The organism is Planococcus sp. TJ-201 (assembly GCF_058268495.1).
Genome location: NZ_JBZDOG010000004.1, coordinates 328,441 through 343,457, shown reverse-complemented (window position 1 = coordinate 343,457; position 15,017 = coordinate 328,441). Strand labels below are relative to the sequence as shown.

At 42.7% G+C, this 15,017-nt stretch carries 16 protein-coding genes; 5 read left to right on the top strand and 11 right to left on the bottom strand.

Going from position 1 to position 15,017, the window contains the following annotated elements; genetic code table 11:
* The first annotated feature begins 10 nt into the window (after positions 1-10).
* Positions 11-466 carry a GtrA family protein gene (locus tag AC4EG4_RS12275; RefSeq protein WP_490979026.1) on the top strand — a complete coding sequence of 152 codons (456 nt, stop codon included), beginning with the start codon at positions 11-13 and terminating at the stop codon, positions 464-466.
* Between the two features lie 392 nt (positions 467-858).
* On the opposite strand, the gene AC4EG4_RS12270 is transcribed toward AC4EG4_RS12275, so the two are convergent.
* Positions 859-1,407, bottom strand: coding sequence for an alpha/beta fold hydrolase (locus AC4EG4_RS12270; RefSeq protein ID WP_490979027.1), 549 nt, complete (start codon positions 1,405-1,407; stop codon positions 859-861).
* A 263-nt stretch (positions 1,408-1,670) separates the two neighbouring features.
* On the opposite strand from AC4EG4_RS12270, the gene AC4EG4_RS12265 reads away from it, so the two are divergent.
* The 3 genes from AC4EG4_RS12265 (at position 1,671) to AC4EG4_RS12255 (ending at position 3,684) form a co-directional block, all read left to right on the top strand.
* Positions 1,671-1,883, top strand: coding sequence for a helix-hairpin-helix domain-containing protein (locus AC4EG4_RS12265; protein WP_490979028.1), 213 nt, complete (start codon positions 1,671-1,673; stop codon positions 1,881-1,883).
* A gap of 160 nt (positions 1,884-2,043) precedes the next feature.
* Entirely contained in the window at positions 2,044-2,421 is a 378-nt protein-coding gene (locus AC4EG4_RS12260; protein WP_490979029.1) for a YidH family protein, read from the top strand.
* A 45-nt stretch (positions 2,422-2,466) separates the two neighbouring features.
* A complete protein-coding gene (locus AC4EG4_RS12255) occupies positions 2,467-3,684 on the top strand; it encodes an EAL domain-containing protein (RefSeq protein ID WP_490987993.1) in 1,218 nt (405 codons plus the stop codon).
* Positions 3,685-3,735: 51 nt separating this feature from the next.
* On the opposite strand, the gene AC4EG4_RS12250 is transcribed toward AC4EG4_RS12255, so the two are convergent.
* The 9 genes from AC4EG4_RS12250 to AC4EG4_RS12210 form a co-directional block, all read right to left on the bottom strand.
* Positions 3,736-4,581, bottom strand: a complete 846-nt coding sequence (locus tag AC4EG4_RS12250) for a YitT family protein (protein WP_490979031.1) — start codon at positions 4,579-4,581, stop codon at positions 3,736-3,738.
* A gap of 288 nt (positions 4,582-4,869) precedes the next feature.
* On the bottom strand, positions 4,870-5,733 hold the full coding sequence (locus AC4EG4_RS12245) for a PPK2 family polyphosphate kinase (protein ID WP_490987992.1): 864 nt from the start codon (positions 5,731-5,733) through the stop codon (positions 4,870-4,872).
* 130 nt (positions 5,734-5,863) lie between these two features.
* Positions 5,864-6,307 (bottom strand): VOC family protein, encoded by a 444-nt coding sequence (locus AC4EG4_RS12240; RefSeq protein WP_490987991.1) that lies wholly within the window; start codon positions 6,305-6,307, stop codon positions 5,864-5,866.
* A gap of 19 nt (positions 6,308-6,326) precedes the next feature.
* Complete coding sequence (locus tag AC4EG4_RS12235) at positions 6,327-6,827, bottom strand: SRPBCC domain-containing protein (protein WP_490987990.1); 501 nt, start codon at positions 6,825-6,827, stop codon at positions 6,327-6,329.
* A gap of 104 nt (positions 6,828-6,931) precedes the next feature.
* The gene (locus tag AC4EG4_RS12230; protein WP_490987989.1) at positions 6,932-8,056 is read right to left on the bottom strand and encodes a zinc-dependent alcohol dehydrogenase family protein; all 1,125 of its coding nucleotides are present in this window, start codon (positions 8,054-8,056) and stop codon (positions 6,932-6,934) included.
* A gap of 19 nt (positions 8,057-8,075) precedes the next feature.
* Positions 8,076-9,539, bottom strand: coding sequence for an aldehyde dehydrogenase family protein (locus AC4EG4_RS12225; protein ID WP_490987988.1), 1,464 nt, complete (start codon positions 9,537-9,539; stop codon positions 8,076-8,078).
* A 340-nt stretch (positions 9,540-9,879) separates the two neighbouring features.
* Positions 9,880-10,353, bottom strand: a complete 474-nt coding sequence (locus AC4EG4_RS12220) for an MEDS domain-containing protein (RefSeq protein ID WP_490987987.1) — start codon at positions 10,351-10,353, stop codon at positions 9,880-9,882.
* A gap of 375 nt (positions 10,354-10,728) precedes the next feature.
* Entirely contained in the window at positions 10,729-11,295 is a 567-nt protein-coding gene (locus AC4EG4_RS12215; RefSeq protein ID WP_490987986.1) for an MEDS domain-containing protein, read from the bottom strand.
* Between the two features lie 123 nt (positions 11,296-11,418).
* Positions 11,419-12,219 carry an SDR family NAD(P)-dependent oxidoreductase gene (locus AC4EG4_RS12210; protein WP_490987985.1) on the bottom strand — a complete coding sequence of 267 codons (801 nt, stop codon included), beginning with the start codon at positions 12,217-12,219 and terminating at the stop codon, positions 11,419-11,421.
* Positions 12,220-12,353: 134 nt separating this feature from the next.
* Here AC4EG4_RS12210 and AC4EG4_RS12205 point away from each other — a divergent pair, with 134 nt between their 5' ends.
* Complete coding sequence (locus AC4EG4_RS12205) at positions 12,354-13,211, top strand: GNAT family N-acetyltransferase (RefSeq protein WP_490987984.1); 858 nt, start codon at positions 12,354-12,356, stop codon at positions 13,209-13,211.
* 98 nt (positions 13,212-13,309) lie between these two features.
* Here the strand turns inward: AC4EG4_RS12205 and nhaC are convergent, their stop codons facing one another.
* Complete coding sequence (gene nhaC / locus AC4EG4_RS12200) at positions 13,310-14,767, bottom strand: Na+/H+ antiporter NhaC (RefSeq protein ID WP_490987983.1); 1,458 nt, start codon at positions 14,765-14,767, stop codon at positions 13,310-13,312.
* Between the last annotated feature and the right edge of the window lie 250 nt (positions 14,768-15,017).

Below are 15,017 nucleotides of genomic sequence, written 5' to 3'. Positions count from 1 at the left end.
GGGGAAAGTTATGGTGAACAGTCGAAAATCCCAGGCTCCCATCCAAACCCTGCAATTTACTGTAATTGGCATTTCGAACGCGGCTGTGGATATCGGATCACTCAATCTGCTACTGCTGCTCCACCCTACTGACCAAAGCGGCACTTTAACGCTTTTCAATACACTTGCCTATTGCCTGGCAGTGGGCAATAGCTATTTTTGGAATTCCCGTATTACCTTTCGACATACATCCAATGGCAACAACAAGCAACGTCTCGGCTTTTTTCTGCAGGGACTGGTTAGTTTGCTGATCAATAACGGTATTTTTCTGGCTTTCAATATACTGTTTCAATCTATCGGTATGCCCGCATGGATTCGGCATAATCTGTCAAAATTTTTGGCAATGTTTGCTTCTTTCTTAACAAGTTTTTTTATGATCAAGTACTTAGTTTTTAAAGACGGAGAGACTCGAAATCAGCATAAATAAAGCTATCCCCCTCTCATTCGTTTATAGGATCAGAGGGGGATTGCACCGAACAGCCAGACGATCTGTTCTGCTTTACTTTTCACATCAGTGTTATCGTAATTTATGAATGCATTACTCGAAAGTGGAAGTGACAGCTGGATTTGATTTAACCCTTCGTTAAAAAGACAGTCCTTTTCTTGAAAGCGAGAGCTCCAAGTCATTGAGCAAAGGGTTTGACTCCTCCCCTGATTCGGGTACTTGATAGTATCTCCAAAAAGGTGGCATGATTATGCGAATTTCCTGTATGGGCAGCCTGCTCATTTCTATTTTCCTTTCAATCATTGTGACGATTCTGTTGAATCTGTTGTTCTTCTAGATAAAATGCCCCATCATTCCAATGATGAGGCATTTTCTTATGCTTTTCGGATTTCTTCTGCCAACTCTTTAAGGCCGTTCTGAAAAACATGATCATTTCCCGATAGTTGCCTAGCTGTGGCGCTTGGAATATGATTCATGTATTTTTCTAAATGATCGAACGGTACGATGTCGTCACCAATACTATGCAACAAAACGACAGCTGGCAAAAGTGAGCTGCGGGAAACAAAATCCTCTGGCAACGTAAAATTCTCTACTTTCCAATTTGAATTGCTTCCCCAGAAAGGTGCAGCAATCGCAATTAGCTTAGCAAATGACTTTCCCAACTCTTCTTCCGATAAAAACTTAAACAACACCGAGCCGCCAAGTGAATGTCCCACCAACACCGCTCCATCGTCCAGAGAAGCAATTTCTTCTTTTAATTTTTTCTTCCATGTTGCGTATTGTGGATCATCAGGATCCGGCATTTCCGGTGCAACCACTTGAAATTCCGATCCCAATTCATCTACTAGATATCGCAGCAAGCCAAAACTTCCTTCCCCCTCTTCCTGAGGACCCGCGCTGTGGATAAACAAAACCTGCTTCATTAGAACCGCCTCCTGTTATCTCTTCGCACTCCTTCCATTGACCATCAATCAGACCCCGAACTAAAGATATTTTCATTTTATGTTTCTCCATTATTTTGATTTTCAAACATACCTTTTTTCTTGGAACCTTGATAAAATACAGCTAACTATACAAGTCACTTCGCTGTTTTAGAGGCAAATTTTCTAACCCAGTTGTCACCTAGCTTATGAGAGATATGGCACAGACTTACGGACTATACTCGAAAACAAAAGGAGTGATAGAGATGGAAAAGAGAACTTCCGAAGAAAAAGATGCGTTTCCAAAAAGCATCGGCAAACCAGCACAGCGTGCGCTTTTGGCTGCGGGCTATCAACAACTTCAAGATTTGACATCAGCTACCGAACAGGATTTGCTCGAACTGCATGGCTTCGGTCCAAAAGCTTTGGGCATTCTTCGGGAAACACTTGCTGAGCAGGGCCTGCATTTTAAGTCATAAAAATTGTTCTGATAAAGAAATTTGTTGATAAGTTTCCCGAAAAAAATTCGAAATTTCTTTTTATTCCCCCTTCCTTTATACTGGAAATACATTAAGATTTTTCTCAATTCCAGATTTTGAAAATTCCACATCCATTTATTGCTGGGAGGAGAAAATAAATATGTCGCGGCAGTCTTATCGAAAAGAAAAAAATCAATTGATTTATACACAACAGCACCTTGCCAATGAGCGCACGTACCTGGCTTGGATTCGAACGGTCATCTCCATCGTAGGAGTCGGCTTTCTCGCGACAAGCCTGCATTTCACGATGGGGGTTACACGCAACGCTTTTGTTGATGTGTTTACTGTGGCGCTTGGCATTTTCGCCTGTGTTTTCGGGCTCACTGTTATTTTTTCAGCCACCCAAAACTACAAAACAAAGCGGCAGCAAATCATCAATGAAACCTTTACTCCTTCGAATATGCACATTACCTTAATTTCCTCCATGCTTTCTATCATGATTATTATGGTCATTATTTACTTTTTTATGATTATGTAAATGGCATATGCCACATTAACGTTTCGTTGCGAAGGAGCACATGCTATGGATCCATTAGATATTCTTGAAAACCTGAACAAGGTCAAACCCGCATTCCAACCAATCATCAGTGCAGTTAAGCACGATGTGGTCGGTTATGAAGTTTTAGGCCGGTTTCAATTCGAAGACACATGGGTCAGCTTGGACGACTTTTTTCACAACAGCGATGTACCCGATGAATACAAAGTGGAAGTCGATCAGCATTTATTGAGACAGGCAATTGCGCAAATGCTCGATACTGAAAATAGCGGCCTGTTGTTCATTAACCGCAACGCGAAGCAATTACTGATTAATAGCGGGGAAGATTTTTTGGATTCTCTTAAGGAGTACGCGGAAAAGGGCTTTTCTATGAACCGGATTGTTCTGGAAATTACCGAACACGATTTTGATGAAGATTTTGATGTGCTGGAACATCTGCTAATTTACTACAAGACCTATGGAATACAAATTGCCGTCGATCACGTGGGGGCAAAAAGCTCCAATATAGATCGAATTCGCCAACTGCGCCCCCATATTTTAAAAGTGGATACCACCTTTGTCCGTAATTCCAATCCGGATATTTTTCAAGACGTTATTCAAACCCTTTCGGTACTGGCACGGCGCATTGGTGCGAAGCTGTCCTATGAAAATATTGAAGACAATTATCAATTGTATTTTGCCTGGAAACATGGCGGCCATTATTACCAAGGTTTTTATTTGGCAAAACCGGCTTTCGAACTTCCAGTGAATGGGTCCATTCCGGTTGATGTCGGAGAAAAAATTGACGCGTTTGTTCAACGGGAAAAATCAATGGTGGAAGGTCGTTATGCGTTTACCCACATCCAAGAAGAAAAAATAAAAAAGCTATTGCCCAAATGGAAAGGTCCCGCAGAAGCCGATCATTTTATCAAAGCCGTGGCCGAAGCATTTCAAGAAGAAAGTTTCCGCTTGTACATTTGCAACAGTGATGGTCGACAAGTGTCTTCCAACTTCAGGAAACATGGCAGCCAGTGGGTTTTAGAACCGGATCAACTTGGTTCACATTGGGCTTTCCGTCCATATTTTTTGGAAAATACGATGCAGATGAAAACCAGGCATAAAGGGATCCTATCAGACATCTACTCGGATATTGAAACCGGCGAAATGATTCGCACCTTCAGCTACCCGTTATCAGAAGACTGTTATTTGTTTATCGACATCGGCAATGACTTTATTTCTGGCAAAGATTATCTGCTGTTTCAATAATCGGTAGATGAGCACCATACAAAAAACCTCTCCATTTCTGGAGAGGTTTTTTCACAAGATTGGATTTTTCATGAAGTTATCGTCTTTTCTGAAATTCCCCATGACTTCCATTGTCTCACTGATGCTCACAAATGCTTTTGGGTCGATATTTTTAATCAATGGCCGCACAAATGCCAGCTCGTGGCGGCTGATGACGCTATATAAGACTTTAACTTTTGCTTCTGAGTAAGCGCCTTCGCCATCCACTACGGTAATGCCGCGGTAAAGATTATCAAGCAATTCTTTTTTAACGGCATCGCCTTGATTGGTTACAACCATCAAACTCAGTTTAATATGCCGCGTGTGAACTCGGTCTATCACCAGTCCACTAATGTAGATGGAAGCCATCGTATACATGGCGAGTTCCCACGAAAAGATAAATCCTGATACGAAAACAACAGCACTGTTGAGCACGAATACCAATGCTCCTAATGGAATATCCCGCTTCATCGACAACAGCAGTCCGATGACATCAAAGCCGCCAGTTGAGCTGTAGAAGCGGATGATAACGCCAATGGCTGCGCCTGAAATAACTCCGCCAAACACAGAAGACAACAAGGCATCCTCCGTCAACTTAACGACTGGAATATAGAGCATCGCAACTGACGTGACAACGACAGAAAACAGGCTATTCGCTATAAAAGTCTTGCCCAGCTTCATCCAACCTAGAATGAGAATCGGAATATTCAAGAGAATCATCCATAGCCCGGCATTCAACGGCGTCACCAACCCCAACATCATTGCAATGCCCGTCACGCCTCCAGCCAATACTTCATGGGGCAACAAAAACATGTTGAACGCAAATCCAAGAACAATCGAAGAAACAAAAACCAGCAACAATCTCGTCCATTTATTCATAACCAAACTCCAATCGTAAGGCATCCCTTACATAATTTATTTTGTTCAACACACAAAAAAAAGGCCGCGCAGCTGCACGTTACCTTAAGAGCATTTATTAATAGGTAATCTTTAGTTTCTCAATAAAAACTACGAAAAATCGAATAAATTGTTCTTTTTATAGTGGACCAATAGTTCATAGTATAGTGGCTTCGAGGACCAAAAAGCAAGCCTTTCTTCTTTTATTCTCCGTCTTTTCACTCATCCAAAAAGGGATTCGGAATAATGCTATTCCGAATCCCTTTTTCTCTATTCTTCTTTTTCCAATTTACGAATTGCTTTTTCCAACTCTTCTTTTTCTTCCCCTGTAATTTCTGGATATTGAGGATTTATCTTTTCCAGCGCATTAACCATCACTTCCGAAACGATGTAGCGTGTGAACCATTCATCATCAGCCGGAAGGGCATACCAAGGAGCGTGCTCTGTTGACGTTTTGCTCAACATGTCTTCGAAAATTTCCTGATATCCATCCCAATGTTCCCGTTCTTTTACATCGTTAAATGAAAACTCCCAATTTTTATCCGGATTTTTCATGCGTTCGAGCAAGCGTTTTCTTTGTTCTTCATAAGACATGTTAAAAAAGAACTTAACAACCGGGAAGCCATTCTCTACCATATACCGCTCAAAATCATTGATTTGGCGATAGCGGACATCCCAGATATTATCGTCGATTAATTCATCCGGAAGTGGAGTCTCACCAAGCAAATCATGGACTCTCGGTGCAATCACTTCTTCGTAATAAGATCGGTTTAAGATGCCAATCTGTCCTCTCGCCGGCATTCCTTCTTTAAATCGCCACAAATAGTCGTGGGCAAGCTCGTTTTCAGATGGTTTTTTGAATGAGGTCACCTTCAGTCCCTGGGCCGTCAAGTTTGAAAAGATATATGTAATGGCTTCATCTTTCCCTGCCGCATCCATTGCTTGAAGCACAACCACGATTCCTTTTTCTTCCTGAGCGTGCAGTTTCATATGAAGTTCTTCCAGCTTTTTAACGCTTTCCGGAATCATTTTTTCTTTCAGCTCTCGTTCACTAAATTTATCTCCATCAGTGCTTGGGTAATGGGCAAGGTTTATTTCCTCGTCTTTTTTGACCAAGTATTTATTGATGTCCATGTTCAGCCTCCTTCTTGCTTTTCAACCAAGTGAGTTGAATTGTTTACTCTATCTTTATACCCCAAATTGACTAATATATAACAGGCAGTGAAAAAACCGCAATCAGTTGAAGATCGCGGTTTTGTGGCGCTTATTGCGTTTCATCATCGACAGAAACTTGCCAATCGATTCCAAACTTGTCGGTCAAACTGCCATAGAGCGGACTCCAAAAGGTTTTCTGCAATTCCATAGTCACTGTACCGCCTTCAAGTAACTTTCCAAATACGGTTTGCGCTTCCTCAATTTCATCAAAGAGCACCGTGACTGACATATTATTGCCCCTCTTAAACGCTGGCATGCCCATTCCTGGAGGTACATCAGAAATCATCAGCGTATCTCCGTTTTTCAAATCTATCTGTGCGTTCATCACCATGTTCTTCGCTTCCTCCGGCATGCCATCCATATCCGCTCCCTGTGCCTCGCCATAAGTCATGAGGCCAACCAATTTCCCACTTAGTACATCTGTGTAAAAATGCGCTGCTTCATGTCCGCTGCCATCAAAATTCAAATAAGGAAACACTTTTGTAATCATCATGTCCCTTCTCTCTATTGTATTAGTTGGATTGCCGCAGTTCGATCAAATATTTGTCCAGCCGGTTATAAGTTTCAGCCATGCCATCTACAGCCTGCATATCAATTACTTTTTGCAGTTCTTCCTGGGAATCGAACTTCGTGGAAGACACTACCTTGCACATAGCTCCTTCTTCCATGAAATCCGTGGTAATCAACATGATTGGCATATCTGTGACTTCGTTCTCTTCTTCATCGGAAAAAGCATCTACGTAAACAAGTTTGTTTGGGGGATCAATTTCCCGGTAAGTAGATTTCCCCCACGCTTCCTGCCCATCTGAAGAACGCATGCAGTAATGCCAGATGCCGCCTGGCTCCACCTCCATTTTGTATACTGTTGTTTCCCAGCCTTCTGGTCCCCACCAGTGTACAAGATGATCTGCTTGTACGAACATTGAAAATACCAGATCTTTTGGCGCTTCAAAAGATCTTTCCATAATCAATTCCAATCCCTCAACTTTTGAAGAAATCATCTTTTCCGACATCGAAAATCCTCCTTGTCTTTTCAATTAATACCAGCGATTCGATATCTTTGAAAACAAAAGCGATTTTCTTCTGGATTGTTCTTGTATCCATTTCTTCGAGTTCCTTAAAATTTTATAATGATCCGCGAAGAATCTCCTTTTGCCAAAATATCGAAGCCTTTGTTAACCTCATCCAATGTAATAAAATCAGTAATCAGTTTATCAACAGGCAAGCGATCTTCCTGGAACAAGTTCATGTAGCGCGGAATGTCTCGACTCGGCACGCAGCTTCCCAAATACGAGCCTTTAATGGTACGCTCCTCAGCAGTCAGTGACACATACGGAAAAGAAAATTGATGCTCCGGATGCGGCAAGCCCGTGGTGACTGTAGTTCCTCCGCGCTTAGTGACAGCGTAGGCAACTTCCATAGCCTGCACAACACCAGCTGTTTCAAATGCGTAGTCTAAACCGCCATTTGTTGCTTTCCGAATTTGGTCGACCACGTCGGAATCTTTAGAATTAAAAACATCCGTGGCCCCTAGCTCTTTTGCTTGTCTTAATTTGTTTTCGTTAATGTCTACAGCAACTACACGACTCGCACCTGCTGCAATTGCTCCAAGCAGTGCACTGAGACCAACTCCACCAAGACCGACCACCGCAACTGTATTGCCGAGCTTAATGCCAGCTGTATTGACTACTGCTCCAACACCTGTGATGACTGCGCAGCCGAACAATGCCGCTTTTTCAAATGGAATGTCTTTATTTACTTTAACGACTGAATTTCTTGAGACAACGGCATATTCCGAAAAAGCTGATACCCCTAAGTGGTGGTTAATGGTTTCTGTTTCCTTGGATAACCGGTTGCCCCCGCCCAATAACGTGCCTGCCGTATTAGAAGCAGCACCTGGTTCACATAAAGCAGGACGCCCTTCACGACATGGTCCGCATTGACCGCAGCTTGGCACAAATACACAGGCGATATGATCGCCCGGCTCCAAATCGGTCACACCTTCTCCTACTTCAACAATTACACCCGCTGCCTCGTGTCCAAGAGCCATAGGAAGCGGACGCGGACGGCTGCCGTTCATCACCGATAAATCGGAATGGCATAAACTTGCGGCTTTTATTTGAATCAATACTTCGCCTTTTTCCGGCGAATCCAGTTCCAGCGTCTCAATGTGAATTGGCTCGCTTTCTTCGTAAGGAGTTGGAGCTCCAATTTCCCGTAATACAGCTGACCTTACCTGCATACTTCCACCCTCTTCGCAATCAAATTTTTAAATCTCCATATAAGTTAATGCCAATAAATTTTACATCGGTCATTTCTTCAATTGCATGTTCAATTCTTTCTTTTCCAGTACCGCTATTTTTGAGCCCGCCATAAGGAATATGGTCATAACGTCCGGCCGAAACTTCATTAATCCAAACCCCTCCTGTATCAAGTAAATCCGCCATCCGCATAGCCCGGTTGATATCTGTCGTAAAAATACCTGCCTGTGAACCGAAATTTGAATGGTTGGCATAGCATACTGCATCTTCTTCTTTACTAAAAGGCATAACGCTGACAATCGGTGCAAATACTTCTTCGAATATCCCTTTCATCTCAGGTCTTATGTCACTGACAATGGTCGGCTCCATCACATTGCCCTTCCTGTTTCCACCGGCCGATAATGTCGCTCCCTGCCTAAGCGCTTCTTTGACCCACGATTCTGCCTGTTCAGCTGCTTCTTGAGTTATCATTGGTCCTATATCGGTAGTTTCATCAAGCGGATCTCCTGCTTGGAGCGCTTTTACCTTTTCTGTCAGTTTTTCAAGGAAAGCCGAATAGACAGCTTCCTGCACATAAATTTGTTGAGCAGACACAAAGGCTTGCCCAACATGCGTAAAGCCGTTAATCAGAATGGTTGTAACTGCAAGGTCCAAATCCGCATCTGCAGAAACAATGTTCAGTGCATTTGAACGCAGTTCCAAGGTGACTTTTTTCCCTTTTGCCATGTCGTGTATTTTCCATCCCACAGCATTGCTGCCGATAAAAATTACCCGCTTTGCTTTCGAATGGGTAACCAAGGTTTCCGCAAGTTCCTGTTCTGTGCCCATGACAATGTTGATAACCCCTTTTGGCAGTCCGGCTTTTTCAAATAGCCGGCACAACAAAACGGCAGTAAGTGGCGTTTCTTCTGCTGGCTTTAGTACCACAGTATTGCCGGCTGCAATCGCCGGAGCAATCTGATGAATCACTGAACTCAATGGGAAGTTAAACGAGGTAATGGCTACAACCACGCCGAGAGAAACCCGTTTTGACATGCCAATTTGATTTTCTCCCCTAACCGTACTATCTAGTGGAATCATTTCTCCATAAATTGATTTGGCGCTTTCTGAAGCAAAACGCAATACTTGGATTGCACGCGCAACGTCTATCCGGCTTTCCTTAATCGGTTTTCCGGCTTCTAAAGACAACAGATAAGCAAAATCGGCATTTGCTGTTTCCAGCAGATCAGCCGTTTTCCAAAGAATGTCAGAACGTTTATATGCAGTCATCTTTTTCATGGTCTTCACATAAACACGGTGGGCGCTAACAACTGCTTCTGCAGCATCTTCCGGTGTCGCACACAAAATTTTTCCGATCACTTCATTGTTGTAAGGATTAAGTACGCTAATTTCATCGCGCCCTTCTTTAGGCAATTCCTTGCCATCAATAATGGAACCGAAATGGGATTTCCCAATTTCAATCACTTCACGTTCTCCTCCTTTTCAATTTGAAAAGCCTTAGCCACTTTATAGAATATTTTTTTGGATCTCGTTACATAATATAGTATGCTTTTCTAAAGAATTGTCAATATTCTGTCAATATAAAATTCTTTTATTTTAGATCAAATCACTTCTTCAATCATCATTCCAGACGCTACACAACTTTAAAAAATCCATAAAAAACTTTCTGCAAGCTAGCTGCAGAAAGAATTTTTTGTAAAAAAATAATAGGTTATTCCACTTGCCGCAAGATAGGAGCAATATCCTCGTCGGTCATCAAAAAGCCATGACAGTTCATCAGCACTTCTTTAAGTACGCCGGAAACTTACGGTGCATCATAGGCACATATCGAAATCGCTTTGATCTGTGGGATCAACTTATCCACTGCGGTTTCATATTCTTCAATATCCTTTGTAATTTCATCTTCTTCCCGCCATTCAACATGTACCCAAGTTCTAAAAGTGAGTTCTTCTTTTACAAAAGGGCTTATCAAGTGGGAAAAGGAATCGAGAATAGTCGGCGGGTGAAAATCCCCATTCCGCCAATAAAACTTAAAATTATTAACGTGATGAATGTATTTCAATTGTTCTTCGGATACAAGCTCTTCCACCCGTTTTAAAATCATCGGGTAAATCCGCTCGATTTCGATAAACAAAATTTGATCTCCACGATCAATGCCTGCAACAATATAGGAAACAGCATTGTGGATGTAGCACTCCAGTTCATCGACATAGTAAAAAACATGAGCGCCTTCAGACATCTTTAAGGCATCTTGAATGTCTTTGATTTCTTTTCTCAAATTTTTTATCTCCTTTTAGCCAGCAAATTACTGGCTGTTCAGACTATCTTTTTTCCTCCAGTTCACTATACAAAAGTGTGACGATAAAAGATAATGCCAGAGGGTATCACTATTCACTAGACAAATCGAACTGAAGTGATTCATTCAAATTCAATCATTTCGGGCTCTTCTCTTTGTTATTTGAAAAGCCTTGGCCACCCAATGGAATATGAATCTTCATAAGGATCCGTTATTCAGTATAGTCTGCTTTTCTAAAGAATTATTCACATTCTTCCGATACTAAATCCTTTAAACCGTTTGCACACTTTCCCTCTTAAAGCACAAGAACCTTTCCACGGGATATCCGTGAAAAGGTTCTTGTAGTAGGGTTCGGACTTATTCAACTTCCTTGTTGATCGTGGAAATATTTTCGTCCGTCATCAAAAATCCGTGACAATCCATCAAAACTGCTTTAAGTTCGATGGAAATACGTGCTGAATCATAGGCACATACCGAAACGGCTTTGGTTTGCGGCAAAAGCTGTTCAATCCCGCGTTCGTATTCTTCGATATCTTTGATAATCTCTAATTCGTCCCGCCATTCGACATGCCCCCATGTTCGAAAACTTAACTTCCTTTCGAGAAACGGAGTTATTAAGTCAGTAAAATAGGCCAGGATGGTCGGTGGATGGAAATTTCCATTTCTCCAATAAAACGTAAAGTTGTTGACATAGTGAATGTTGGTTAGTTGCTCTTTAGAAACTAACTCCTCCACGCGCTTGAGTATTTTCGGATAAAGCCTTTCACTTTCGACAAGTAGAATTTGGTCTCCTTGCTCAATGCCAGCAATAATAAACGAAACCGCGTTATCAACGTAACGTTCTGTTTTGTCGATACAGTAAAATATATGGGCACCTTTAGATGTCTCTAAAACATCCTGAATATTTGTAATTTCTTTTTTCAAGTGCCCAAACTCCTTTTAACCATAATTTATTGCCTATGAAACCTATTTTTCACTCCATCTATCATACACAATTACGGGATTAAAAGATACTCGATCGAATTCGAATAAAGCCAAAAGACCTATTCACCTCATAACGCTTCCTCCAGAAATCTTAAGCGACTCCCCGACAATATTCTCTGCTGCATCCGTCAACAGGAAAGCGATTGTATTCGCTACTTCCACAGCCGTTGAAAAACGCCCTGAAGGAATGTCCCCTTTCGCATTTTCCAGCTCTTCTTCAAAACTCGTCCCGTTTCTCTCTGCTTTCTTGCGCAAGCTGCCTCGTGCCATCTCCGTATCTACGTAGCCTGGGCATACCGCGTTGACCCGGATCCCATGTTCAATCGCTTCTACCGCCATCGATTGGGTCCAGCCGACCACCGCAAATTTGCTTGCTGAATAAGCTGTGTTGCCGTAAGTTCCGCGCAAGCCTGACAAAGAAGCCAAGTTGACGATATTCCCTTCTTTATGCTCAAGCATCTTCCGGTACACTTCCTGCGTAAGCAGAAAAGTCGAAACAAAGTTTAGCTGCATCATCTCCGAAAGAAATGCTTCGTCCATTTCTTCAACCAGCTTGCCTCCTGAAATGCCTGCTGAGTTCACTAGTCCATTTATAAATCCCAGTTCCTTTTCAGCACGTTCAATGAGCCGCAGCCGATCTTCCGGCTTTGTAAGATCCGCTTCCTGTACACAAAGTCTATCAGCATTCATCTGTTCGAGCAGTTCTCTCTTCAGCTTTTCCAATTTTTCTTTGTTACGGCCTGTGATAGTGATGCGCGCGCCCATTGATGCCAGTGTCTGGGCTGTCTCAATTCCGATTCCTCCGGTTGCCCCAGTAATCAGTACGTGTTTATGCGCCAATGCTTCACTTGAAAATATCGCCATTCGACAGCCTCCTTTTGAATATGCTCCCCTTTTCCCGTCTGCTCACGCCAATTAAACCTTTCGCACATGCAAAATCAAGTTGTACCTGTATATAATAATTATGAATAAACTCAACATGAACAAAGGGGGCAAGTATGGAAAATTCAATTCGCCAATTAAACGCAGATGATTTGCCTCTACTTGAGGCAATGGAAACAGGCATAGAGGACGATTACATTCTCAGAGTATACAACCGGATATCCAGTGGCTCCAGCAGAATGTATGGATTGTTTCACAAAGGCCAGCTGGCAAGCATCGGCGGCTATACCGTCTTTGCCAAACAATACATCATGCTTGGCCGGATGCGCAGTGATTTACGCTTCCGCGGGAAAAATTTATCCACTCAATTAATGACATACATTATGGAACAAGCCTTTAAGTTGCCTGCCATCCAGTGGATTGGTGCAAATACACAGTTTGAGAATGCATCTGCTCGCCGTGTTATGGATAAGCTGCATCTTGACGAAGTATCCACGCTCTACAGCGCCATCTCCCCAACTGCTTCTTCTCTGGAAACAGGCGGCGCAGTTTGGGAGCCTGTAACAGACCTTGCACAGAAAAAGAAGTGGATAGAGCAGCTATACATCAAAACCGGAGCCGTCTTTCCCTACGAATGTTATTACACTTTTCCGGCTTCTGCAGAATTATTTAAAGATGCTAAGCTGGCGCAATGGTCATTTTTTGAAAATCGCGCGAAAGACCGCGTGCTGATCACCAAAAAGGATTACAAACGCGAATACTATCTGCATACTGTTTACCCATGGGAAGATCTGATGGAGCAGCCAGGATTATGGGAGACTGTTTCAATGGCTCAACGCGAATTAAGTGAACAAGTTAAAACGAACACTCTGTTATGGATGGATCTAACTCCTTTACAGGCCAGTAAACTTCCACCACACCATACCTTCGATTTGCCGTCGCCTTGGCTGCTGTACGGCACTGAGCGCATTTAAAAGCGAACTGATTATATAGTAGAGAAAAGAGCTGCCGGTTTTGGGATTCCAAAGCCGGCAGCTCACTTTATTAACGATATTTTTGAAAGGAACCGAACTTAAACGCCTTCTGTCAATTCGTTTTCGCGGTCAATTCTTTGTTGCTTTACTTTCAATTGCGCCAGTTCATCTTCTGTTAAAAACTGAACTTTGTAGCCGATAAACGCCATAATGATTCCAAGAACCGGAACTGCGTAATTCAGTACCGCGTATGGAGCATAGGCGAATGGATGGACCGCCAGCGTTGCCAGGATAAAAACTCCGCATGTATTCCAAGGAATAAAAGGAGAAGTTAAGGTTCCGCCATCTTCGAGTGCGCGCGAAAGATTTTTTGAATGCAGCCCTTTGTCTTGATAGGCTGTGGCATACATTCTCCCCGGAAGAAGAATGGATATGTATTGCTCCGATGCTGTTGCATTGGTGAAAAAAGCCGAAACAATCGTCGCTGCAATCAAGCTTCCGGCAGATTTTGCGACTTTCAATATTTGTGTGACAATGGCTTTCAGCATTCCCGTATGCTCCAAAATCCCGCCAAAAATCATGGCGAAAATAGTCAGCGATACCGTAAACATCATCGATGCAATGCCGCCGCGATTGAACAACTCATCAACCATCTCATTTCCGGAAGCAATCACAAATCCATCATGAAGGGCATTGACAGCTTCTCCTACGCTGCCTCCCTGCACCAAAATTTGGCAGATAAAACCGAGAAACACACCGATCAACAGTGCAGGCAGAGCTGGGACTTTCAAGGCTACCAATACGACAATGGCTGCCGGAACCAGCAGCAGCCAAGGTGAGATCAGAAAATTGCTTTCTAATGCTGACAAAATTCCTTGAATGTTTGCTTGATCAATAGCCGATCCGCCAAATTGGCGCCCGAGGAAAAAGTAAACGATTAAAGCAATGACTAAGCCTGGAACAGTCGTATACGTCATGTGCCGAATATGTTCGAATAAATTCGTATTGGTAATACCCGCTGCCATGTTTGTTGTGTCAGATAACGGAGACATTTTATCCCCAAAATAGGAACCCGAAATGACCGCTCCAGCAACCATTGCAGCCGGAATCCCCATGCTTAGGCCAATTCCCATGCCTGCAACGCCAATTGTTCCCATGGTTGACCAAGAACTTCCGATTGCGAGTGAAACAATTGCACAAATGATGCAGATCGTCAGCAAAAATAGTGAGGGCGTAATGATTTGCAAGCCATAATAAACCATCGTCGCAATAACCCCTCCCCCAATCCAGGATGCAATAATCATGCCGACTACAATAATAATCAATATAGCCGGCAGCGCAAGCCGTATTCCCTTATAGGCCCCTTCTTCAATCGTCTCCCATTTATAACCGAGACGCCAGGCAATAATTCCAGCAACAATCGCGCCCAGAGCTAAAGGGATGTGCGGGCTGCCCTCAAATACAATGATAGTCACGGCCATAGCAGCAATCATGGTGATCAATGGAATAAGAGCTAGTATAAAGGGCGTTTCAATTTCTTGCTGCGTTGTTTTCATCGCTTCTATCTCCTCACTTTGGTTTATGAATCAATATTACAGCAAAATTCCAAATAATCTAGATTTATCTGAATAGAATATAAAAAAAGCCTTCCATCGATATGGACAGCTGAGTTTGCAGACAAAAGAATATTGATAAGATTCCAGTAACAAAATCTCGTTTATTGCGCTCAGATGGAATCCGGCGCTCCAGATTTCGAGTCAAATAATGGCCAGTTCTGTTGATCCCAGTTTCATTGGGAAATGAATG